The sequence below is a fragment of the Streptomyces sp. NPDC088745 genome (assembly GCF_044751045.1).
Taxonomy (GTDB): domain Bacteria; phylum Actinomycetota; class Actinomycetes; order Streptomycetales; family Streptomycetaceae; genus Streptomyces; species Streptomyces cremeus.
The window spans coordinates 670,180-691,067 of the sequence record NZ_JBIVLB010000003.1 but is presented as its reverse complement, the minus strand read 5'-3'; the positions used below and the strand labels follow the sequence as shown (position 1 = coordinate 691,067).

Here is a 20,888-nt window from a genome sequence, read left to right as displayed (position 1 = left end):
GTGTAGCTCTCTCTCTGCATCAGAAGAAGTCGGTTGCCGCTGACGGGGGGTGGCCGGCGTCAGCCGACCGACCCCTCCATCTGCAGCTCGATCAGCCGGTTGAGCTCCAGGGCGTACTCCATCGGGAGCTCCTTGGCGATCGGCTCGACGAAGCCGCGCACGATCATCGCCATCGCCTCGAACTCGGTCATGCCGCGGCTCATCAGGTAGAAGAGCTGGTCCTCGGAGACCTTGGAGACGGTCGCCTCGTGGCCCATGGACACGTCGTCCTCGCGCACGTCGACGTAGGGGTACGTGTCGGAGCGCGAGATGGTGTCGACGAGCAGCGCGTCGCACAGCACGTTGGACTTCGACCCCGGCGCGCCCTCGCCGATCTCGATGAGACCGCGGTAGGACGTACGGCCACCGCCGCGCGCCACCGACTTCGAGACGATGTTGGACGACGTGTTCGGCGCCATGTGCACCATCTTCGCGCCGGCGTCCTGGTGCTGGCCCTCGCCCGCGAAGGCGATGGACAGGGTCTCGCCCTTGGCGTGCTCGCCCATCAGGTAGACGGCCGGGTACTTCATGGTGACCTTGGAGCCGATGTTGCCGTCGACCCACTCCATGGTCGCGCCCTCGTACGCCACGGCGCGCTTGGTGACCAGGTTGTAGACGTTGTTCGACCAGTTCTGGATCGTCGTGTAGCGGCAGCGGCCGCCCTTCTTCACGATGATCTCGACCACGGCCGAGTGCAGCGAGTCCGAGGAGTAGATCGGCGCGGTGCAGCCCTCGACGTAGTGCACGTAGGCGTCTTCGTCGACGATGATCAAGGTGCGCTCGAACTGGCCCATGTTCTCCGTGTTGATGCGGAAGTAGGCCTGGAGCGGGATCTCGACGTGGACGCCCTTGGGCACGTAGATGAACGAACCGCCGGACCACACGGCCGAGTTGAGCGACGCGAACTTGTTGTCGCCGACCGGGATGACGGTGCCGAAGTACTCCTGGAAGAGCTCCGGGTGCTCCTTCAGCGCGGTGTCGGTGTCCATGAAGATGACACCCTGCGCCTCCAGCTCCTCGTTGATCTGGTGGTAGACGACCTCGGACTCGTACTGGGCCGCGACACCGGCGACGAGGCGCTGCTTCTCCGCCTCCGGGATGCCGAGCTTGTCGTACGTGTTCTTGATGTCCTCGGGCAGCTCCTCCCAGGAAGCGGCCTGCTTCTCGGTCGAGCGCACGAAGTACTTGATGTTGTCGAAGTCGATCCCCGACAGGTCGGAGCCCCAGTTCGGCATGGGCTTCTTGCCGAACAGCTTGAGCCCCTTGAGACGCAGCTTCAGCATCCACTCGGGCTCGTTCTTCTTCTCCGAGATGTCGCGGACGACAGCTTCGGACAGGCCACGCTTGGCCGCGGCGCCTGCCGCGTCGGAGTCGGCCCAGCCGAACTCGTACGTACCCAGGCCCTCGAGTTCGGGGTGGGCAGTCTCCTCGATAGGGAGAGTCATGCGGGGTTCCTCCCGGCCGTGCTTGCTGATGCTGAATGTGCGGTCTTGGGGATGTACGTCGTGCAGACCCCGTCGCCGTGGGCGATGGTGGCCAGCCGCTGGACGTGGGTCCCGAGCAGTGCGGAGAAGACCTCGGTCTCCGCCTCGCAGAGCTGCGGAAACTTCTCCGCGACGTGGGCGACAGGGCAGTGGTGCTGGCACAGCTGCTCTCCGACCAGTGCGCTACGCGCCGTAGCAGCGTACCCGTCGGCGCTCAGGGCCCTCGCCAGAGCCTCCGTGCGCCGCTCGGGGGGCGCGGCCTCGACGGCCTCGCGGTACGCGTGCGCCTGCGCGGCGATCCGGGCGCGGGCGAAGGCGGTGACGGCCGCCTCGCCCTGCTCGCCGCCGCCGGCCGCCCGGGAGATCCAGGTCAGGGCGTCGGCCGCGAGCTTGTCGTACGACTGGTCGAAGGCGTCCCGACCGCAGTCGGTGAGGGCGAAGACCTTCGCGGGGCGTCCGCGCGTGCGCGCGCCGTACACCCGCTGTTCCTTCGCCTGCACCACGTCGTCGGCGGCGAGCGCGTCGAGGTGGCGGCGCACGGCGGCCTGGGTGAGGCCGAGGCGCTTCGCCAGATCGGCGACCGTCGACGGGCCGTGGTCCAGGATGGAGCGCGCGACGCGGTTGCGGGTGGACCGCTCACCGGTCGCGACGTCCGCCTGGGGGACCTCGCCTTCGTATTTCACAACGCCATTGTTGCGTAATTCCTCAGAGCCTGACAACCCGGGACCGTGAGCAAGATCGGTGGACTGCATCACTTAGGCAAACCTAAGTTGACCTGCGGAAACGATCACCGGAGGAAAATCCGCGGGCGCGCGGCGGGCCGCCGTGGCAGACTCCCCGGCCATGTCGACCAGCCCCGTGCGCGCCCCGCTGTGCACCCGTGACTCCCTCGCCCAGGACCTGCGCGGCCTGGGGGTGCGCCCGGGCGAGACGCTCCTCGCCCACTCCTCGCTCAGCTCGCTGGGCTGGGTGAGCGGAGGCCGGGTGGCCGTCGTCGAGGCCCTGCTGGACGCGCTCGGCCCGCGGGGCACCCTGGCCGTCCCCGCCCATTCGAGCGACTACTCCGATCCCGCCGGGTGGGGGAACCCGCCGGTGCCGCGCGAGTGGTGGGAGCCGATCCGGGCGTCGATGCCCGCGTACGACCCGGCCACCGCGCCCACCCGGGGCGTCGGCGCGCTGCCGGAAGCCGTGCGGACCTGGCCGGGCGCCCTGCGCAGCGCGCACCCCCAGACCTCCTTCGCGGCCGTCGGCCCGCGCGCCGCCCTCCTGACCGAGGACCACGCGCTGGACTGCCGCCTGGGCGAGCGCAGCCCGCTGGCCCGGCTGGAGTCGGTCGACGCCCGGGTCCTCTTCCTCGGCACCGGCTGGGCCACCTGCACGGCCTTCCACCTGGCCGAGTACCGCGTCCCCTCCCCCCGGGCGGACAACTCCTTCCCGGTGACGACCCCCGGGGGCCGCCGCTGGCTGACGGTCCGGGACACGTCCGTCGACGAGGAGGGCTTCGCGGAGCTGGGAGCGGCGTACGAGCGGGCCCACCCGGTGGTCCGGGGCCGGGTCGGCGGCGCCGCGGCCCGCCTCTTCCCGCTGCGGCAGGCGGTCGCGTACGCGGTCGACTGGCTGCGGGAGAACCGGCCCCGGCCGTAGCCCCCGAAGGCCACGGACCGCACCCGCCCGGCGGCGTCCGCGCGGTGCTCGGGCCGGGGCCGCCCCCCGCCGGGCCCCGGACCGCCGCCGCCTAGACTCGCTCCCATGTCACATCAGCCCGTCGTCCAGGTCACCGGCCTGGTCAAGCGGTACGGATCCAAGACCGCCGTCGACGGCCTCGACCTCACCGTCGCCGCCGGCACCGTCACCGCCGTCCTCGGCCCCAACGGCGCAGGCAAGACCACCACCGTCGAGACCTGCGAGGGGTACCGCAAGCCCGACGCGGGCACCGTGCGCGTCCTGGGCCTCGACCCGGTCGCCGACGCCGCGCGGCTGCGCCCCCGCATCGGCGTGATGCTCCAGTCCGGCGGCGTCTACTCCGGCGCCCGCGCCGACGAGATGCTCCGCCACATGGCCAAGCTGCACGCCCACCCGCTCGACGTGGACGCCCTCATCGAGCGCCTGGGCCTGGGCGGTTGCGGCCGGACGACCTACCGCAGGCTCTCCGGCGGCCAGCAGCAGCGCCTCGCGCTCGCGATGGCCGTCGTCGGCCGCCCGGAACTGGTCTTCCTGGACGAGCCGACCGCGGGCCTCGACCCGCACGCCCGCCGCTCCACCTGGGACCTGGTCAGGGAGCTCCGCGCGTCCGGCGTGAGCGTCGTCCTCACCACGCACTTCATGGACGAGGCCGAGCAGCTCGCCGACGACGTCGCGATCGTGGACGCCGGCCGGGTCATCGCCCAGGGCTCCCCCGCCGCGCTGTGCCGCGGCGGCGCCGAGAACACCCTGCGCTTCACCGGCCGCCCCGGGCTCGACGTGACGTCCCTCCTCAAGGCGCTGCCCGCCGACACCGTCGCCGAGGAGCTGATCCCGGGGACGTACCGCATCGGCGGGAAGATCGACCCGCAGCTGCTGGCCACCGTCACCACCTGGTGCGCCCAGCACGGCGTGCTGCCGGACGGCATCTCGGTCGAGCGCCGCACCCTCGAAGACGTCTTCCTGGAACTCACCGGTAAGGACCTGCGTCCATGAGCACCGCCCCTTACACCCCCAGGCCGGGAGCGGCCCCGCTCGGCCGGATGATCGCCGCGCAGACCGCGCTCGAGACGAAGATGCTGCTGCGCAACGGCGAGCAGTTGCTCCTCACGGTGATCATCCCGGCGCTGCTGCTGGTCCTGTTCTCCGCCGTGGACATCATCGCGGTGCCCGTCTCGCCGGGCGGTTCCGGCAAGTCCGTCGACTTCCTCGCCCCCGGCGTCCTGGCGCTCGCCGTGATGTCGACCGCGTTCACCGGCCAGGCCATCGCCACCGGTTTCGAGCGCCGCTACGGCGTCCTCAAGCGGCTCGGCGCCTCGCCGCTCCCGCGCTGGGCGCTGATGACGGCGAAGACGCTCTCCGTCCTGGTCACCGAAGTCCTCCAGGTGATCCTGCTGACCGCCATCGCCCTCGGCCTCGGCTGGTCCCCGCAGGGCAGCCCCGGTTCCGTGCTCCTCCTGCTGGTCCTCGGCACGGCGGCCTTCTCCGGGCTCGGCCTGCTGATGGCGGGCACCCTCAAGGCGGAGGCGACGCTCGCCGCCGCGAACCTCGTCTTCCTGCTCCTCCTGGTCGGCGGCGGCGTCATCGTCCCGCTGGACAAGTTCCCGGACGCGGTGCGGGAGGTGCTCGGCCTGCTGCCGATCTCCGCGCTCTCCGAAGGACTGCGCGACGTCCTCCAGCACGGCGCCTCCCTCCCCTGGAGCAACCTCGGCGTCCTCGCCGTGTGGGCGGTCCTCGGCCTGGGCGCGGCGGCGAAGTTCTTCCGCTGGGAGTGAGCCGTACGCACGTGGGAGTGAGGTCACACGCCGCCACCGCCCCCCTCGTGAAAACTCGCACAAGCACCGGCCTACCATGGTTGCCGTGTTGACCCCCCTCGCCCTCATCGCCCAGCGATGGACGCCCACGCCCCGTACGCTCCGGCGCGCCGCGCTCTCCGCGGTCGTCATGAGCGTTCTCATCATCGTGACCGGCGGCGCGGTCCGGCTGACCGGTTCCGGTCTCGGCTGCGACACCTGGCCCAAGTGCACGGACGACAGCCTCTTCGTGACGCCCGAACAGGGCTTCCACGGCTTCGTCGAGTTCGGCAACCGCATGCTGACGTACGTCCTGTCGGCGGCCGTCGGCTGGGCGATCATCGCGGCACGCTCCACCAAGCCCTGGCGGCGCGGCCTCACCCGCACCGCCTGGAGCATGTTCTGGCTGGTGATGTGCAACGCCGTGCTCGGCGGCATCACCGTGTGGATGGGCCTCAACCCCTGGACGGTGGCCGGTCACTTCCTGGCCGCCAACGCCCTGCTCGCCCTGGCCACCGTCACCTGGCAGCGCACCCGCGAGGGCGACGGCGCCCCCGTTCCGCGCGTGCCGCGCCCGGTCCGCAAGCTCGCCTGGGGGATCGTGGCCGCCACCGGCGTCCTGATCGTGCTCGGCACCTCGGTGACCGGCTCCGGCAAGCACGCGGGCGACAAGAGCGAGGTGCCGCGCATGCCGTGGGACTGGACCGCCGCCGCGCACGTGCACGCGATCGCCGCCTGGGTGGTCTGCGCGCTGGCCATCGCGATGTTCCTGGTGCTGCGGGTGGTGGACGCGCCGGACGACGTCCGCCGCCGCTCCCGCGACCTGCTGATCGTGCTGGCCGCCCAGGGCGCCGTCGGCTACGTGCAGTACTTCACGCACGTGCCGGAGATCCTGGTGGCCCTGCACATGCTGCTCTCCTCCCTCATGTGGATCGCGGTGATCCGCCTGCTGCTGAGCCTGCGCGAGCGCCCGGTGGAGACGCCGGACGCCGTCGCGGACTCCCCCGTCGTGCAGGTGCCGGCGAGCGCCTGACCGTACGCGGCACGGCGAAGGGGCCCGGGACGAGATCCCGGGCCCCTTCGCCGTGCGTACGGCGCCTACGCCAGCCGGTACACCCGCCGCGCGTTCCCCGCCCCGATCATCCCCGCGACCCGCTCCGCGTCCGGCTTGGACCAGGCCCCCTCGGCCACCCACCCGCCGAGCACCCGGCCGAGGGCCTCCTGGAACGAACGCGCCCCCACCACGTGCAGCTCCGGCAGCCCGCGCGCGCCGCTGGAGAAGAGCACCTTCCCGAACGGCGCCAGTTCCAGCATCTCCGCGAGCACGGCGGCGGCCCGCGCGCCCGTGTGCGACAGGGCGGGCCCCAGGTCCGCGTACACGTGCGGGAAGACGCCCGCCAGGTGCGCCGCGTGCCGGTGGTACGGGTGGTCGTGCAGCAGCACCAGGTCCGTGCCGAGGCCCGCGCTCGCCGCCGCGAACTCCGTCAGCCGCTCCGGGTCCCCCGACACGTGCAACTGGAGCGGCAGCCCGCAGCTCACCGCGTTCCACAGCAGATGCCGCAGGAGCACGGGGTCGGACAGCCGCCCGCCGGCCCGGCGCCCGGCCAGCCAGCGCCCGGCGGCGCCCCGCACCTCGCCGGGCCCCGGCGGGTGCGGCGCGAGGGCGAGCCCGTGCCGTACGCCGGCCACGGAGGTGAAGGCGACGGCGGTCCTCGTCGCCGCGTGCATGGCCTCGCCGAGGTTCGCGAGGAAGTCCTCCGCCGTCCCCGAGGTGTCGGCGACCTGCTCGGCCAGCAGTTCGAGCCGTACGATCTCGTGCGCCTCGGCGTCTCCCGTGGCGGCCAGCTCCCGGGGGCGGGTGAGGTCGCCGGGGAGACCGGTGTCGACCAGGTAGGCGGCGATGCCGGTGCCGCGCAGCAGCCGTCGCCCCGCCTCCAGCACGCCCAGTTCGCGGCGCCGGGCCAGGTAGCCGGCGGGCGGGCAGTGCGGCTCCAGGCCCAGCAGGGGCGGGCACCAGCGGCGCACCGCGAACCCCGTCTGGGTGTCGAAGAAGGTGGTGCCGGGCGCGGGCGGCGCGGGCGTGCGGCCGAGGTGGGCCTCGAAGGTGCCCAGGCCCAGCTCGGTGCGGAGCACGCCGTGGCAGTACTGGTCCACCAGGGACGGCGGGGTGACGAACATCGGGTACTCCCTGTGGGTGGCGTGACGCGTGTGACGCTTCCACAGGGCCTAACGGGTGAGGCCCGCCCCGGGTACCGCGGGCGGGCCGGGTGCCGCTAGCGCTTGTCGGGGGTGCCGCCGAGCTGGATCCCGGCCATCCGCTTCCACTCGTACGGGCCGGTCTCGACCTTCGCGGCGAACTCGCCGTCGAAGTCCTCGTGGACGGTGATCCCGGCCTGCTCGGTGGCCGCCCTGGCCACGTCGTAGGTCGGGGCCACCAGGTCGCCCCAGGCGCCGTCGTCGCCGACGAGGACGATCCGGGTGCCGCACTGGCCGATGTACGCGAGCTGGCCCTCGGCGCCGCCGTGCCGGCCGGCGAAGGCGGTGATCTGCTTGGCCAGTTTCGCCGTCCGGCGCGCCGCCGACTTCTCCACCGAGGTGGGCCGCTCTGCCTGCTTGGTGTCTGCCATGAGCAGGATGCTACCGACGAGTAGGGAAACTGGCGACGGGCGGGACACGTGGCCTTGACCACGTGTCCCGCCCGTCGTGGGGAGCGGGGCGGTCAGAAGCGGATGAAGGGGTCCACCGCGACCGCCACGAACAGCAGCGAGACGTAGGTGATGGACCAGTGGAACAGCCGCATCTCCTTCAGCTTCGCGCCCGTGACCTCCGCCTTGGCACGGGCCTGGAGACCGTGCGCCTCCCACAGCCACCAGCCGCCGGTGACGGCCGCGACGATCGTGTAGAACCAGCCGGTGTAGCCGAGCGGCTGGAGCAGCAGGGAGACCGCGACCATGACCCAGCTGTACGCCACGATCTGCCGGGCGACCGCCTTGTTGCCCTTGACCACCGGCAGCATCGGCACGCCGACGCGGGCGTAGTCGTCCTTGACCTTCATGGACAGCGGCCAGTAGTGCGGCGGCGTCCAGAAGAAGATGACGAGGAAGAGGATGACCGCCGCCCACGACATCGAGTCGGTCACCGAGGACCAGCCGATGAGGACCGGCAGGCAGCCGGCGATGCCGCCCCAGACGATGTTCTGCGCGGTGCGGCGCTTGAGGATCATCGTGTAGACGACGACGTAGAAGAGCAGCGCGCCGAGCGACAGGGCCGCGGACAGCCAGTTGACCAGCAGTCCGAACCAGAGCGTGGAGATCACCGCGAGCGAGATGCCGAAGACCAGGCACTCGCGCGGACTGACCATCCCGGTGACCAGCGGACGCTGCGACGTGCGGTCCATCAGCGCGTCGATGTCGCGGTCGATGTACATGTTGAGCGCGTTCGCGCCACCGGCGGAGAGATACCCGCCGAGACAGGTGGCCAGCACCAGCCACAGGTCGGGGACACCCTGCTCCGCCAGGAACATCACCGGGACGGTGGTGATCAGCAGGAGTTCGATGATCCTCGGCTTGGTCAGTGCAACAAACGCCTTGACCCGGGCTCCGAACGGCCGATGGCCCCCCGGGCTGGGAGTCGAAGCGACCCCTGCGGGTCGGGACTCGACGGCCGTCACGCACACCCCTGACGATGAATTCCTGAAGCAAGCTCCGGGCGGGAAGGCCCGGTCGCCGGACATGAAGGCCCGGTAAAGACTTGCGCGTACCACGCCACTCTAGACGTTGCCCGTACGTCGCCCTCCGCCGGGGTGGGCTCGTGTTGGGCCGACCGTGCACAACCGGCCGGACGGGGTACTCGGGGAGTAGTGTCCGGATGTATACGGAAATGAGTTCGCCGGGAGGCGAACCCCGTTCGGCGCGCGCACTCTGGTATGTGACGCCTCGTTTTTCCATGGCGTGGACTCGAAATTTTGCGCGTGCGCACGGGGGTAGGCTCGACAGCGCCCGGTGCGGAACAGACACCGGGACCCGAACATTGTGGAGAGGAGCCCTGACCCAGGGTGAGCACCAAGCCGACCACCACAGACCTTGAGTGGACCGAATTGGACCAGCGGGCCGTAGACACCGCCCGCGTCCTGGCCGCGGACGCCGTACAGAAGGTCGGCAACGGCCATCCGGGTACGGCCATGAGCCTCGCGCCGGCCGCGTACACCCTCTTCCAGAAGGTGATGCGGCACGACCCGGCGGACGCCGACTGGACCGGCCGCGACCGTTTCGTGCTGTCCGCGGGCCACTCGTCCCTCACGCTCTACACCCAGCTCTACCTGGCCGGTTTCGGCCTGGAGCTGGACGACCTGAAGTCGTTCCGCACCTGGGGCTCCAAGACCCCGGGCCACCCGGAGTACGGGCACACGGTCGGCGTCGAGACCACCACCGGCCCGCTGGGCCAGGGCGTCGCCAACGCGGTGGGCATGGCGATGGCCGCCCGCTACGAGCGCGGCCTGTTCGACCCGGAGGCCCCGGCCGGCGAGTCGCCGTTCGACCACTTCGTCTACGCGATCGCCGGTGACGGCTGCCTCCAGGAGGGCATCTCCGCCGAGGCGTCCTCGATGGCCGGTCACCAGAAGCTCGGCAACCTGGTCCTGCTGTGGGACGACAACCACATCTCGATCGAGGGCGACACGGAGACCGCGATCTCCGAGGACACGCTGAAGCGGTACGAGGCGTACGGCTGGCACGTCCAGCGGGTGGCCCCGAAGCCGGACGGCGACCTGGACCCCGAGGCGCTGTACGACGCGATCGTCGAGGCGAAGAAGGTCACCGACAAGCCCTCCTTCATCGCGATGCGCTCGATCATCGCCTGGCCCGCCCCGAACGCGCAGAACACCGAGGCCGCGCACGGCTCGGCGCTCGGCGACGACGAGGTCGCGGCCACCAAGCGCGTGCTGGGCTTCGACCCGGAGAAGACCTTCGAGGTCTCCGACGAGGTCATCGCCCACACCCGCAAGGCGCTGGACCGCGGCGCCGAGGCGAAGGCCGAGTGGGAGAAGGGCTTCGCCGCCTGGCGCACCGCCAACCCGGAGCGCGCCGCCGAGTTCGACCGCATCGCCGCCACCGAGCTGCCCGAGGGCTGGGAGGAGAAGCTCCCCGTCTTCGAGACCGGCAAGGGCGTCGCCACGCGCGCCGCCTCCGGCAAGGTGCTCCAGGCGCTGGGCGCGGTCATCCCGGAGCTGTGGGGCGGCTCGGCCGACCTCGCGGGCTCCAACAACACGACGATCGACAAGACCTCGTCGTTCCTCCCCGAGGGCAACCCGCTCCCGGAGGCCAGCCCGTACGGGCGCACCGTGCACTTCGGCATCCGCGAGCACTCGATGGCCGCCGAGATGAACGGCATCGCGCTGCACGGCAACACCCGCATCTACGGCGGCACCTTCCTGGTGTTCTCCGACTACATGCGCAACGCCGTGCGCCTGTCCGCGCTGATGCACCTGCCGGTGACGTACGTGTGGACGCACGACTCGGTCGGCCTCGGCGAGGACGGCCCCACCCACCAGCCGGTGGAGCACCTGGCCTCGCTGCGCGCGATCCCGGGCCTCAACGTCGTCCGCCCGGCGGACGCCAACGAGACCGCGATCGCCTGGCGCGAGATCCTCAAGCGGTACACCAAGGTCTTCGGCAAGGGCGCCCCCACGGGCCTGGTGCTGACCCGCCAGGGCGTGCCGACGTACGAGCGCAACGAGGACGCGGCCCGCGGCGGCTACGTGCTCTTCGAGGCCGAGTCGGCCGACGGCGGGACCGCGGAGCCCCAGGTCGTGCTGATCGGCACCGGCTCCGAGGTCCAGCTCGCCGTCGAGGCGCGCGAGGAGCTCCAGGCCGCGGGCGTTCCGACGCGGGTCGTGTCGATGCCGTCCGTGGAGTGGTTCGAGGAGCAGGACCAGGGGTACCGGGACAGCGTCCTTCCCCCGTCGGTCAAGGCGCGTGTGGCGGTCGAGGCCGGCATCGGTCTCACCTGGCACAAGTACGTCGGCGACGCGGGCCGGATCGTCTCGCTGGAGCACTTCGGCGCCTCGGCGGACGGCAAGGTCCTCTTCAAGGAGTTCGGCTTCACCGGCGAGGCCGTCGCGGCCGCCGCCCGGGAATCGCTCGACGCAGCCCAGCGCTGACCCTCGTACAAACGATCTAGGAGATGCATTTCTCATGACAGACGCACTCAAGCGCCTCTCCGACGAGGGCGTTGCGATCTGGCTCGACGACCTCTCGCGCAAGCGGATCACCTCCGGCAACCTCGCCGAGCTGATCGACCAGCAGCACGTCGTGGGCGTCACCACCAACCCGTCGATCTTCCAGAAGGCGATCTCGCAGGGCGACGGCTACGACGTCCAGCTCACCGACCTCGCGGCCCGCGGGGTGACCGTCGAGGAAGCCATCCGGATGATCACCACGGCGGACGTCCGGGACGCCGCCGACATCCTGCGCCCCGTCTTCGACGCGACGCAGGGCCAGGACGGCCGGGTCTCCATCGAGGTCGACCCGCGTCTGGCGCACAACCTCCGGGCGACGGTCGCCGAGGCCAAGCAGCTCGCCTGGCTGGTGGACCGCCCCAACACGCTCATCAAGATCCCGGCGACGAAGGCCGGCATCCCGGCGATCACCGAGGTCATCGGCCTGGGCATCAGCGTCAACGTCACGCTGATCTTCTCGCTGGAGCGCTACCGCATGGTGATGGACGCCTACCTGGCGGGCCTGGAGAAGGCGAAGGCCGCGGGCCTGGACCTCTCCAAGATCCACTCGGTGGCCTCCTTCTTCGTGTCCCGCGTGGACACCGAGATCGACAAGCGCCTGGACGGCGTCGGCACGGACGAGGCCAAGGCCCTCAAGGGCAAGGCCGCGCTCGCCAACGCACGCCTCGCCTACCAGGCGTACGAGGAGGTCTTCAGCGGCGAGCGCTGGGCGGCCCTCGACAAGGCGCAGGCCAACAAGCAGCGTCCGCTGTGGGCCTCGACCGGCGTCAAGGACCCGTCGTACAAGGACACGCTGTACGTCGACGACCTGGTGGCCCCGGGCACGGTGAACACCATGCCGGAGGCGACCCTGGAGGCCGCGGCCGACCACGGCGAGATCACCGGCAACACCATCGCGGGCACGTACGAGCAGGCCCGCGCCGAGCTCGACGCCGTCGAGAAGCTGGGCATCAAGTACGACGACGTCGTGGAGCTGCTGGAGACCGAGGGCGTCTCCAAGTTCGAGGACGCCTGGAACGACCTGCTCAAGTCGACCGAGGCCGAGCTCAAGCGCCTCGCTCCTTCGGAGGGCTGACCACTTGTCCAGCAGCAATCCGCTGCGTGACGCCCAGGACCGACGGCTCCCGCGCATCGCGGGGCCGTCGGGCCTGGTCATCTTCGGCGTCACGGGCGATTTGTCCCGTAAAAAGTTGATGCCCGCCGTCTACGACCTGGCCAACCGGGGTCTGCTGCCGCCGGGCTTCTCGCTCATCGGCTTCGCCCGGCGCGACTGGGAGAACGAGGACTTCGCGCAGGTCGTGCACGACGCCGTCAAGGAGCACGCGCGCACGGAGTTCCGCGAGGAGGTCTGGCAGCAGCTCATCCAGGGCATGCGCTTCGTCCAGGGCGACTTCGACGACGACAAGGCGTTCGAGACCCTGAAGACGACGATCCAGGAGCTCGACCAGGCGCAGGGCACCGGCGGCAACTTCGCCTTCTACCTCTCCGTGCCCCCGAAGTTCTTCCCGCAGGTCGTCCAGCAGCTCAAGAAGCACGGGCTGGCCGACCAGCAGAAGAACTCCTGGCGGCGCGCCGTCATCGAGAAGCCCTTCGGGCACGACCTGGCCTCCGCACAGGAGCTCAACCGGATCGTCCACGAGGTCTTCCCCCCGAACGAGGTCTTCCGGATCGACCACTACCTGGGGAAGGAGACGGTGCAGAACATCCTGGCGCTGCGGTTCGCCAACCAGATGTTCGAGCCGATCTGGAACCGGTCGTACGTGGACCACGTGCAGATCACCATGGCCGAGGACATCGGCATCGGCGGCCGGGCCGGGTACTACGACGGCATCGGCGCGGCCCGCGACGTCATCCAGAACCACCTCCTCCAGTTGCTCGCGCTGACCGCCATGGAGGAGCCCGCCTCCTTCGAGGCGGACGCGCTGGTCGCGGAGAAGTCCAAGGTGCTGGGCGCGGTCAAGATCCCCAAGGATCTGGGCCGGGACACCGTGCGCGGCCAGTACGCGGCGGGGTGGCAGGGCGGCGCGAAGGCCGTCGGCTACCTCCAGGAGGACGGCATCGACCCCAAGTCGAAGACCGACACCTACGCCGCCGTGAAGCTGGAGATCGACAACCGCCGCTGGGCGGGCGTCCCGTTCTACCTGCGCACCGGCAAGCGCCTCGGCCGCCGCGTGACGGAGATCGCGGTCGTCTTCCAGCGCGCCCCGCACTCCCCCTTCGACCACACCGCCACCGAGGAGCTCGGCCAGAACGCGATCGTCATCCGCGTCCAGCCGGACGAGGGCGTGACCGTGCGCTTCGGCTCCAAGGTGCCCGGCACCTCCATGGAGATCCGGGACGTGTCGATGGACTTCGCGTACGGCGAGTCCTTCACGGAGTCGAGCCCCGAGGCGTACGAGCGCCTGATCCTGGACGTGCTGCTGGGCGACGCCAACCTGTTCCCGCGCCTGGAGGAGGTCGAGCAGTCCTGGCGGATCCTCGACCCGATCGAGGAGTACTGGGACACCCACGGCAAGCCCGCCCAGTACGCGTCCGGCACCTGGGGCCCGGTCGAGGCGGACGAAATGCTCGCACGAGACGGACGGAGCTGGCGCCGGCCATGAAGATCGACCTGACGGACACCACGTCCAGCAAAGTCAACAAGGCACTCGTGCAGGCGCGGCGGGCCATCGGGACCCCCGCCGTCGGCATGGTGCTCACCCTCGTCATCGTCACCGACGAGGAGAACGCGTACGACGCCCTGAAGGCGGCCAACGACGCCTCGCGCGAGCACCCCTCGCGCAAGCTGGTCGTCGTCAAGCGTCCCTCCCGCTCGCCGCGCGACCGCGCGAAGGCGCGGCTGGACGCGGAGGTGCGGGTCGGCGCGGCCGCGGGCACCGGTGAGACGGTGGTCCTGCGGCTGTACGGCGAGGTCATCAACCACGCCCAGTCGGTGGTCCTGCCGCTGCTGCTGCCGGACGCCCCCACCGTCGTCTGGTGGCCGGTGAACGGTCCCGTGGACCCGGCGAAGGACCCGCTGGGGTCGCTGGGCCAGCGCCGCGTGACCGACACCTACGCCGCCGAGCAGCCGATCCACGAGCTGACGGCACGCAGCGAGAACTACACGCCGGGCGACACGGACCTGTCCTGGGCCCGCATCACCCCGTGGCGCTCGATGCTGGCCGCCGCGCTCGACCAGTTGCCCACCAGGGTCACCGCGGTCGAGGTGGAGGGCGAGGAGTTCAACCCGAGCTGCGAGCTGCTGGCGATGTGGCTGGCCGACCGGCTCGCCGTGCCGGTCAAGCGCACGCTCTCCCCCGGCCCCGGCCTGACCGCCGTGCGGATGGAGACCGAGGACGGCCCGATCGTCCTGGACCGTGCCGACGGCTCCCTGGCCACCCTGTGCATGAGCGGGCAGCCGGACCGCGCGGTGGCCCTCAAGCGCCGCGAGACCGCGGAGCTGCTGGCCGAGGAACTGCGCCGGCTCGACCCGGACGACACGTACGCCTCCGCGCTGAAGTTCGGCGTGGACCGGCTGGGCGCGGTCGTGGACAAGGAGCAGGCGGAAGCCTCCGCGACCGGCGGGACCGCCGCCGCGAAGGGCTCCGAGGACAAGCCCGCCCCGGCGAAGAAGGCGGCGCCCGCGAAGAAGGCGGCCGCCAAGTGATGAGCAGCGCGCCGCAGTTGGTGGTGCACCGGGACAAGGAGCTGATGGCGCAGGCCGCGGCGGCCCGGCTCATCACGAAGGTCGTCGACGCGCAGGCCGCCCGCGGCTCGGCGTCGGTGGTCCTCACCGGCGGCCGCAACGGCAACGGTCTGCTGGCGGCGCTGGCCTCCTCCCCGGCCCGGGACGCGATCGACTGGTCGCGCCTGGACCTGTGGTGGGGCGACGAGCGCTACGTCCCCGCCGACGACCCCGAGCGGAACTACACGCAGGCCCGCGAGGCGCTGCTGGACGCGGTCCCGCTGGACCCGGCCAGGGTGCACGCGATGCCGGCCTCGGACGCGGGGTACGAGGACGCGGACTCGGCGGCGGAGGCGTACGCGGCGGAACTGGCCGCGGCGGCGCGTCCCGAGGACCACGGCCGGGTCCCCGCCTTCGACGTGCTCATGCTGGGCGTCGGCCCGGACACCCATGTCGCCTCGCTCTTCCCGGAGCACCCGGCGGTGCGCGAGACCGAGCGGACGGTGGTGGGCGTCCACGGCGCCCCCAAGCCCCCGCCCACCCGCGTCTCGCTCACCCTCCCGGCGATCCGGGCGGCCCGCGAGGTGTGGCTGCTCGCGGCGGGCGAGGACAAGGCGAAGGCGGCGGCGATCGCCCTCTCCGGCCCCGGCGAGATCCAGGCCCCGGCCTCCGGCGCGTACGGCCGGGCCCGCACGCTCTGGCTGCTGGACCAGTCGGCGGCCTCGGAACTCCCGAGGTCCCTGTACCCCCCGGCGTCGGCCTGACCTTCGCCCCACGCACCGCGGCCCGGCGCTTCCCCCCACGAGGGGGACGGCCGGGCCGCGGTGCGTGGGGCAGGGGGTTACGGCGGGCTGTCCGGTCCTCGTTCCAGGAACGGCCCCAGCAGTCCCGCCACCGCCTCCGCCGCGAACTCCAGGCCCTCCGTCTGCCCCGCGTCGTACGCGGAGTAGGCGCCGGACCCGGCGGCGGTCGTCGCCGTCACGGTGACCAGCCCGGACCGCCGCTGGAACACCGACTGCTTCACGGTGAGACCGATCACCCCGTCCCGCCGCAGCGCCACCGTGGCCCTGCGCATCGAGCCCGAGCGCACCACCAGGTACTTCCCGGTCAGTCCGTGCCCCAGCGAGCGGTAGGCGTCCACCGCGAGCAGGGCCGCCACCGGCAGCAGCACGGCGGCGAGTCCCGCCCCCACCCACACCAGCACCCGGGTGAGCAGCACGCCCAGCACGACCAGTACCAGGGCCGCGCCGCCCACCGAGCCCAGCGCCCACCGCAGCCGGCGTCCCCGCGCCGCCACCGGGTGAGCGCGCAGCCGTACCGCGGAGGTCGGGGAGACGGGCTCGCGCAGCACCCGTGCCGCCACCGTGTCGGCGAACTCCCGTGGCGCGGCCGGGAGGAGGGTCTTGCGGTCCGTCTTCTGGTCGGTCTCGGTCTCGGCGAGGCCCGTCGCCACCGCGTCCACGCGGGCCGCCCCGGCCAGCCGGACGCCGAGCGGCTCCAGCACCTCCACGCCCCGCAGCCGCCGCTCCTCCAGGGAGATCGACCGGGAGGTGAACAGGCCCCGCTGCACCCGCAGCGTCCCGCCCGGCTCGCGGTCGAGACGGTAGCCCCACCACATCTCGACGAACAGGCCGAGCGCGCCGACCGCCCCCGCGAGCAGCAGCGCCACGGCCAGCGTGAGGATCATCCAGAGCACGGCGACCCCGTCGAACAGGCCGCCGACCCACTGGATGACCTCCGTCTGGAGCCCGAACCACTCGCTGCCCTGCATCACGGCGCCCCCCGCGCCGAGGCCGAGCAGCGGCGCGGTGAAGGACACGGGCGCGTACCTGATCCAGCGCGGGTCCAGGGCGGCGAGCCTGCCGTCGACGTTCTCGCCCCCGTCCTGGAGGGCGGCCCGCTCCAGCAGTTCGCGGCGCAGCCGGTCGCCCTCCTGCCGGGTGACGGGGGTGATCTCCAGGATGGAGTCCGCTCCCCCGGCGCTGTGCTCCCCGGTGCCGATGCGCACCTTGACCAGGCCGAGGAGGCGCAGCAGCGGGTGGGCGGTCAGGTCGACGGTGCGGATGCGCTCCCGGCGCAGGGAGCGGCGCTTCACCAGCAGCAGCCCGGTGTGCAGTTCGGCCCGCTCGGGGCCGATCCGGTAGCGGGTGTGCCGCCACCGGAGGTACTCCAGGGCGGCGCTGCCGAGGACGAACAGCGCGGCTCCGCCCAGCACCCAGGCGAGCGCCGTGACCGCCCCGAAGGGGACGACGAGGGCGACGAAGGCGGGCACTCCGCCGCTGACGGCAATGCCGCCCATGAGGAGCGAGGCGACGAGCACCGTGCGCCGGTCGAGCCGCTGCCACGCCGCGTCGACGGGTGCGTCCTGGGCCGGAGCGTCGGCGGCGGGGGCGGCGTCCGCCCCGTCCGCCGGTGTCCCGCTCATGTGGCGTCCCCGGGGGTCGCCCCGGTGATCCGCGTGAGCTGCTCGGCGAGTTCGGCGGCGGCCTCGTGGTCGAGACCCTCGATCTTGACCGCGCCCTTGGCGGACCCGGTGGTGACGACGACGGTGGACAGCCCGAAGGCCTGTTGCAGCGGGCCGCGCACGGTGTCCACGGTCTGGATCCGCGACATCGGCGCCACCCGCCACTCCTGCCAGAAGTACCCGGTGTGGGTGTAGACCGCGGAGTCGGTGACCTCCCAGCGGTGCACCCGGTACCACCACCCGGGCAGGAACAGGGCGGCGAGCAGCCCGGGCACGGCGATCAGCACCGCGGGGAGGAACAGCCAGAACCTGGCCGGCTCGATCAGCACTCCCAGGAGCACGAGGACGAGGACCGGCGGGAGCACGAGCAGCAGCCACTGCACCCGCCACCAGGGGACGACCCGGCGGTCGAACCTGTTGCGCGGCGGTCTCAGCCGTACCGCTCCCGTGCCCGTTCCGGTCCCCGACACCGTCACCCCTCCCCCGTGGCCCTCACCCGTCAGCCGGTCGGCCTCATCGGCCGCGCAAGGTACGGTACTTGCCCACCAGAGCGGCGGTCGAACTGTCGAGCGCCTCGCCCCGCTCCGCTCCGGTCAGCACCGGTTCGATCTTCTTCGCCAGGACCTTGCCCAGCTCGACGCCCCACTGGTCGAAGGAGTCGATGTTCCAGATCGCGCCCTGGACGAACACCTTGTGCTCGTAGAGGGCGATCAACTGGCCCAGCACGGACGGCGTCAGCTCGTCGGCGAGGATGGTGGTCGTCGGGTGGTTGCCGCGGAAGGTCTTGTGCGGCACCAGTTCCTCGGCGACGCCCTCGGCCCGCACCTCGTCCGGCGTCTTGCCGAAGGCCAGCGCCTGCGTCTGGGCGAAGAAGTTCGCCATCAGCAGGTCGTGCTGGGCCGCCAGGCCGGGCGTCAGGTCCCGGACCGGGCGGGCGAAGCCGATGAAGTCGGCCGGGACGACTTTGGTGCCCTGATGCAGCAACTGGTAGTACGCGTGCTGCCCGTTGGTGCCCGGGGTGCCCCAGACGACCGGTCCGGTCTGCCAGTCGACGGGGACGCCGTCGCGGTCCACGGACTTGCCGTTGGACTCCATGTCGAGCTGCTGGAGGTAGGCGGTGAACTTCGACAGGTAGTGGCTGTACGGCAGGACCGCGTGCGCCTGTGCGTCGAAGAAGGCCCCGTACCAGACGCCCAGCAGGCCCAGCAGCAGCGGCGCGTTCTCCTCGGCCGGCGCGGTGCGGAAGTGCTCGTCGACCTGGTGGAAGCCGTCGAGCATCTCCCGGAAGCGGTCCGGGCCGATGGCGATCATCAGCGAGAGGCCGATGGCCGAGTCGTAGGAGTAGCGTCCGCCGACCCAGTCCCAGAACTCGAACATGTTGGCCGTGTCGATGCCGAAGTCGGCGACCTTCTCGGCGTTCGTGGACAGCGCCACGAAGTGCCGGGCGACGGCGGACTCGTCACCGCCGAGCTGCCCCAGCAGCCAGTCGCGGGCGGAGGTGGCGTTGGTGATGGTCTCGATCGTCGTGAAGGTCTTGGAGGCGACGATGAAGAGGGTCTCCTCGGCGTCCAGGCCGCGGATCGCCTCGTGCAGGTCGGCGCCGTCCACGTTGGACACGAAGCGGAAGTCCAGCTCGCGGTCGCTGAAGGAGCGCAGCACCTCGTACGCCATGGCCGGACCGAGGTCGGAGCCGCCGATGCCGATGTTGACGACCGTCCTGATGCGCCTGCCGGTGTGACCGGTCCACTCCCCCGAGCGGACCTTGTCGGAGAAGGCGGCCATCTTGTCGAGGACGGCGTGCACGGCCGGGACGACGTTCTCGCCGTCGACCTCGATCACCGCGTCGCGCGGGGCGCGCAGCGCGGTGTGCAGGACCGCGCGGTCCTCGGTGGTGTTGATCTTCTCGCCGCGGAACATGGCGTCCCGCAGCTCGGCCACGCCGGTGGCCCGGGCCAGCTCGCGCAGCAGGCCCAGGGTCTCGTCGGTGACCAGGTGCTTGGAGTAGTCGAGGTGGAGGTCGCCGACCTGGAGGGTGCAGCCCGTGCCGCGGTCCGGGTCGGCGGCGAACAGGTCGCGCAGGTGGGTGTCGCCCAACTGCTCCCGGTGCTTGCCCAGGGCCGTCCACTCGGGGAGCTGGTTCAGCCTGGTGTGGCCGTTCTTCGAATCCATCGCGTTCATCTCGGACATCAGCCCACTTCTACTCGTATCCGCCTGCACCCCCCGCTGCTTCCCCAACCTAATTGATCAGGGGTACGAGTGCGGCAACGGCGGACGCCATCAGTGCCGCCGCCAGCAGCGCCGGCGCGTTCAGCCCCCACCCGGCCGCCGCGACCCCCGCCAGGAGCGCCCCGAGCGGGGCCCCGGCGACGGCGAGCGTGCGGAAGGCGGAGCTGACCCTGCCCAGCATCTCCGCCGGGCTGCGCTCCTGCACCAGGGTCGTCTGGTTGGCGTTCCACACGATGCCCATCAGCCCGAACACCGCCATCGCGGCCACCGCCGCCCACAGCTCCCGGACCGTCCCCAGCACGACGAGCGCGGCGGTCTGCGCCAGTCCGGCCAGGAACACGCTGCGTATGCGGCCGAACCGGGCGGCGAGCCGTCCGGCCACCGCCCCGCCGGCCACGCCGCCCACTCCGTACGCGGTGATCGCCGCCGCGAATCCCGCCTGCCCGGCGTCCAGCCAGCCGGTGACGTGCAGCACCAGGGTGGCGACGAGCCCGCCGACGCCGATGTTGCACAGGGTGGTGGCCGTGCACAGCCCGCGCAGGCGCCGGTCCGCCCACAGCACCTTCAGCCCGGCCGCGACGTCCCCGCGCAGGGTGCTGCCCGCCGGGCGCGGTGCCCGCACGGGTGCCGGAACCCGCAGCGAGGCGATCAGTGCGGCGGCGAGGGCATAGGTGAGCGCGTCGGCCGCGTACGGCACCGAGGAGCCCATGACCAGCAGCAGCGGCACCAGCGGGGCCGCCAGGAAGGTCCCCGCCACCTGCTGTCCGGTCATCAGCCGGGCGTTCGCCGAGCCCAGGGCGTGCGCGGGGACGAGCGAGGGCAGCAGGGCGGTCGCCGCGTTGTCGAACAGGGTCTGGAGCGTGGTCAGCGCGAAAGCCACCCCGATCAGCAGGGCGATCGAGGCCTGCCCCAGGGCGACCGCCACCGCGAAGGCAGCCATCAGCAGTCCCCGCGCGAGGTCCACGGCCCACATCGCCCGCCGCTGGTCGACCCGGTCGGCGACCGCCCCGCCGAGCAGCCCGAACAGCAGCCACGGCAGGAACCCGCCCGCGCTCACCAGCGCCACCAGCACCGGGTCCTCGGTCAGCGTGGCCGCGAGCAGCGGCATCGCGGCCGTACGCAGGGAGTCGCCGAACTTGGACACGACGGCGGCCGACCACAGCCGCCCGAATCCACCGCGCCACGCGGGCGCCCGCCCCTCCACCGCCTGCACCGCTGCCACAACCACCACCCCCGCCGGCCGAGCCGTTCAGATCGTGGAAAGACCGTAAGGGGTACCACTGACAATCGGCCTGACCGGCGG

General features: G+C 71.8%; 18 protein-coding genes. 9 read left to right on the top strand and 9 right to left on the bottom strand.

Going from position 1 to position 20,888, the window contains the following annotated elements; translation table 11 throughout:
* Positions 1-59: 59 nt before the first annotated feature.
* A complete protein-coding gene (sufB, locus tag ACIP93_RS12330; RefSeq protein WP_345224149.1) occupies positions 60-1,484 on the bottom strand; it encodes a Fe-S cluster assembly protein SufB in 1,425 nt (474 codons plus the stop codon).
* The gene (locus tag ACIP93_RS12325) at positions 1,481-2,206 is read right to left on the bottom strand and encodes a helix-turn-helix transcriptional regulator (protein ID WP_401757782.1); all 726 of its coding nucleotides are present in this window, start codon (positions 2,204-2,206) and stop codon (positions 1,481-1,483) included. Before ACIP93_RS12325 ends, sufB begins: the two co-directional genes overlap by 4 nt.
* A 160-nt stretch (positions 2,207-2,366) precedes the next feature.
* Here ACIP93_RS12325 and ACIP93_RS12320 point away from each other — a divergent pair, with 160 nt between their 5' ends.
* From ACIP93_RS12320 to ACIP93_RS12305, 4 genes are all read left to right on the top strand, one after another.
* The gene (locus ACIP93_RS12320; protein ID WP_401757780.1) at positions 2,367-3,167 is read left to right on the top strand and encodes an aminoglycoside N(3)-acetyltransferase; all 801 of its coding nucleotides are present in this window, start codon (positions 2,367-2,369) and stop codon (positions 3,165-3,167) included.
* Between the two features lie 105 nt (positions 3,168-3,272).
* Positions 3,273-4,199 carry an ABC transporter ATP-binding protein gene (locus ACIP93_RS12315; protein WP_401757778.1) on the top strand — a complete coding sequence of 309 codons (927 nt, stop codon included), beginning with the start codon at positions 3,273-3,275 and terminating at the stop codon, positions 4,197-4,199.
* Positions 4,196-4,978, top strand: a complete 783-nt coding sequence (locus tag ACIP93_RS12310) for an ABC transporter permease (RefSeq protein WP_345224141.1) — start codon at positions 4,196-4,198, stop codon at positions 4,976-4,978. Before ACIP93_RS12315 ends, ACIP93_RS12310 begins: the two co-directional genes overlap by 4 nt.
* Before the next feature lie 76 nt (positions 4,979-5,054).
* On the top strand, positions 5,055-6,029 hold the full coding sequence (locus ACIP93_RS12305) for a COX15/CtaA family protein (protein ID WP_345224139.1): 975 nt from the start codon (positions 5,055-5,057) through the stop codon (positions 6,027-6,029).
* 65 nt (positions 6,030-6,094) lie between these two features.
* On the opposite strand, the gene ACIP93_RS12300 is transcribed toward ACIP93_RS12305, so the two are convergent.
* The 3 genes from ACIP93_RS12300 to ACIP93_RS12290 all read right to left on the bottom strand — a co-directional run bounded on the left by ACIP93_RS12300 (position 6,095) and on the right by ACIP93_RS12290 (position 8,666).
* Positions 6,095-7,174, bottom strand: coding sequence for an amidohydrolase (locus ACIP93_RS12300; RefSeq protein WP_345224137.1), 1,080 nt, complete (start codon positions 7,172-7,174; stop codon positions 6,095-6,097).
* Between the two features lie 95 nt (positions 7,175-7,269).
* Complete coding sequence (locus ACIP93_RS12295; RefSeq protein ID WP_345224135.1) at positions 7,270-7,623, bottom strand: hypothetical protein; 354 nt, start codon at positions 7,621-7,623, stop codon at positions 7,270-7,272.
* Between the two features lie 92 nt (positions 7,624-7,715).
* Positions 7,716-8,666, bottom strand: coding sequence for a heme o synthase (locus ACIP93_RS12290; RefSeq protein ID WP_345224133.1), 951 nt, complete (start codon positions 8,664-8,666; stop codon positions 7,716-7,718).
* 384 nt (positions 8,667-9,050) lie between these two features.
* Here ACIP93_RS12290 and tkt point away from each other — a divergent pair, with 384 nt between their 5' ends.
* The 5 genes from tkt to pgl are packed head-to-tail and all read left to right on the top strand — an operon-like array spanning position 9,051 to position 15,659.
* Positions 9,051-11,153: a transketolase gene (gene tkt / locus ACIP93_RS12285; protein ID WP_401757774.1), complete on the top strand. Its 2,103-nt coding sequence runs from the start codon at positions 9,051-9,053 to the stop codon at positions 11,151-11,153.
* Between the two features lie 34 nt (positions 11,154-11,187).
* Complete coding sequence (gene tal / locus ACIP93_RS12280) at positions 11,188-12,306, top strand: transaldolase (RefSeq protein ID WP_345224129.1); 1,119 nt, start codon at positions 11,188-11,190, stop codon at positions 12,304-12,306.
* A 4-nt stretch (positions 12,307-12,310) separates the two neighbouring features.
* A complete protein-coding gene (zwf, locus tag ACIP93_RS12275) occupies positions 12,311-13,834 on the top strand; it encodes a glucose-6-phosphate dehydrogenase (protein ID WP_345224127.1) in 1,524 nt (507 codons plus the stop codon).
* Positions 13,831-14,877 carry a glucose-6-phosphate dehydrogenase assembly protein OpcA gene (opcA, locus tag ACIP93_RS12270; RefSeq protein WP_345224125.1) on the top strand — a complete coding sequence of 349 codons (1,047 nt, stop codon included), beginning with the start codon at positions 13,831-13,833 and terminating at the stop codon, positions 14,875-14,877. Before zwf ends, opcA begins: the two co-directional genes overlap by 4 nt.
* Positions 14,877-15,659, top strand: a complete 783-nt coding sequence (gene pgl / locus ACIP93_RS12265) for a 6-phosphogluconolactonase (RefSeq protein WP_401757771.1) — start codon at positions 14,877-14,879, stop codon at positions 15,657-15,659. Before opcA ends, pgl begins: the two co-directional genes overlap by 1 nt.
* 77 nt (positions 15,660-15,736) lie before the next feature.
* Here the strand turns inward: pgl and ACIP93_RS12260 are convergent, their stop codons facing one another.
* The 4 genes from ACIP93_RS12260 to ACIP93_RS12245 are packed head-to-tail and all read right to left on the bottom strand — an operon-like array spanning position 15,737 to position 20,807.
* Complete coding sequence (locus ACIP93_RS12260; RefSeq protein ID WP_401757769.1) at positions 15,737-17,320, bottom strand: PH domain-containing protein; 1,584 nt, start codon at positions 17,318-17,320, stop codon at positions 15,737-15,739.
* On the bottom strand, positions 17,317-17,829 hold the full coding sequence (locus tag ACIP93_RS12255) for a PH domain-containing protein (protein WP_345224117.1): 513 nt from the start codon (positions 17,827-17,829) through the stop codon (positions 17,317-17,319). Before ACIP93_RS12255 ends, ACIP93_RS12260 begins: the two co-directional genes overlap by 4 nt.
* A gap of 43 nt (positions 17,830-17,872) precedes the next feature.
* Complete coding sequence (pgi, locus tag ACIP93_RS12250) at positions 17,873-19,546, bottom strand: glucose-6-phosphate isomerase (RefSeq protein ID WP_401757767.1); 1,674 nt, start codon at positions 19,544-19,546, stop codon at positions 17,873-17,875.
* A gap of 49 nt (positions 19,547-19,595) precedes the next feature.
* Positions 19,596-20,807, bottom strand: a complete 1,212-nt coding sequence (locus ACIP93_RS12245; protein WP_401757765.1) for an MFS transporter — start codon at positions 20,805-20,807, stop codon at positions 19,596-19,598.
* Between the last annotated feature and the right edge of the window lie 81 nt (positions 20,808-20,888).

Coding starts and splice junctions, on each gene's coding strand:
- opcA (WP_345224125.1), top strand. CDS start 13,831: ATGAAGATCGACCTGACGGACACCACGTCCAGCAAAGTCAACAAGGCA.
- ACIP93_RS12300 (WP_345224137.1), bottom strand. CDS start 7,174: ATGTTCGTCACCCCGCCGTCCCTGGTGGACCAGTACTGCCACGGCGTG.
- pgl (WP_401757771.1), top strand. CDS start 14,877: ATGAGCAGCGCGCCGCAGTTGGTGGTGCACCGGGACAAGGAGCTGATG.
- ACIP93_RS12260 (WP_401757769.1), bottom strand. CDS start 17,320: ATGAGCGGGACACCGGCGGACGGGGCGGACGCCGCCCCCGCCGCCGAC.
- ACIP93_RS12320 (WP_401757780.1), top strand. CDS start 2,367: ATGTCGACCAGCCCCGTGCGCGCCCCGCTGTGCACCCGTGACTCCCTC.
- ACIP93_RS12295 (WP_345224135.1), bottom strand. CDS start 7,623: ATGGCAGACACCAAGCAGGCAGAGCGGCCCACCTCGGTGGAGAAGTCG.
- ACIP93_RS12305 (WP_345224139.1), top strand. CDS start 5,055: ATGGTTGCCGTGTTGACCCCCCTCGCCCTCATCGCCCAGCGATGGACG.
- ACIP93_RS12315 (WP_401757778.1), top strand. CDS start 3,273: ATGTCACATCAGCCCGTCGTCCAGGTCACCGGCCTGGTCAAGCGGTAC.
- sufB (WP_345224149.1), bottom strand. CDS start 1,484: ATGACTCTCCCTATCGAGGAGACTGCCCACCCCGAACTCGAGGGCCTG.
- pgi (WP_401757767.1), bottom strand. CDS start 19,546: ATGTCCGAGATGAACGCGATGGATTCGAAGAACGGCCACACCAGGCTG.
- tal (WP_345224129.1), top strand. CDS start 11,188: ATGACAGACGCACTCAAGCGCCTCTCCGACGAGGGCGTTGCGATCTGG.
- ACIP93_RS12310 (WP_345224141.1), top strand. CDS start 4,196: ATGAGCACCGCCCCTTACACCCCCAGGCCGGGAGCGGCCCCGCTCGGC.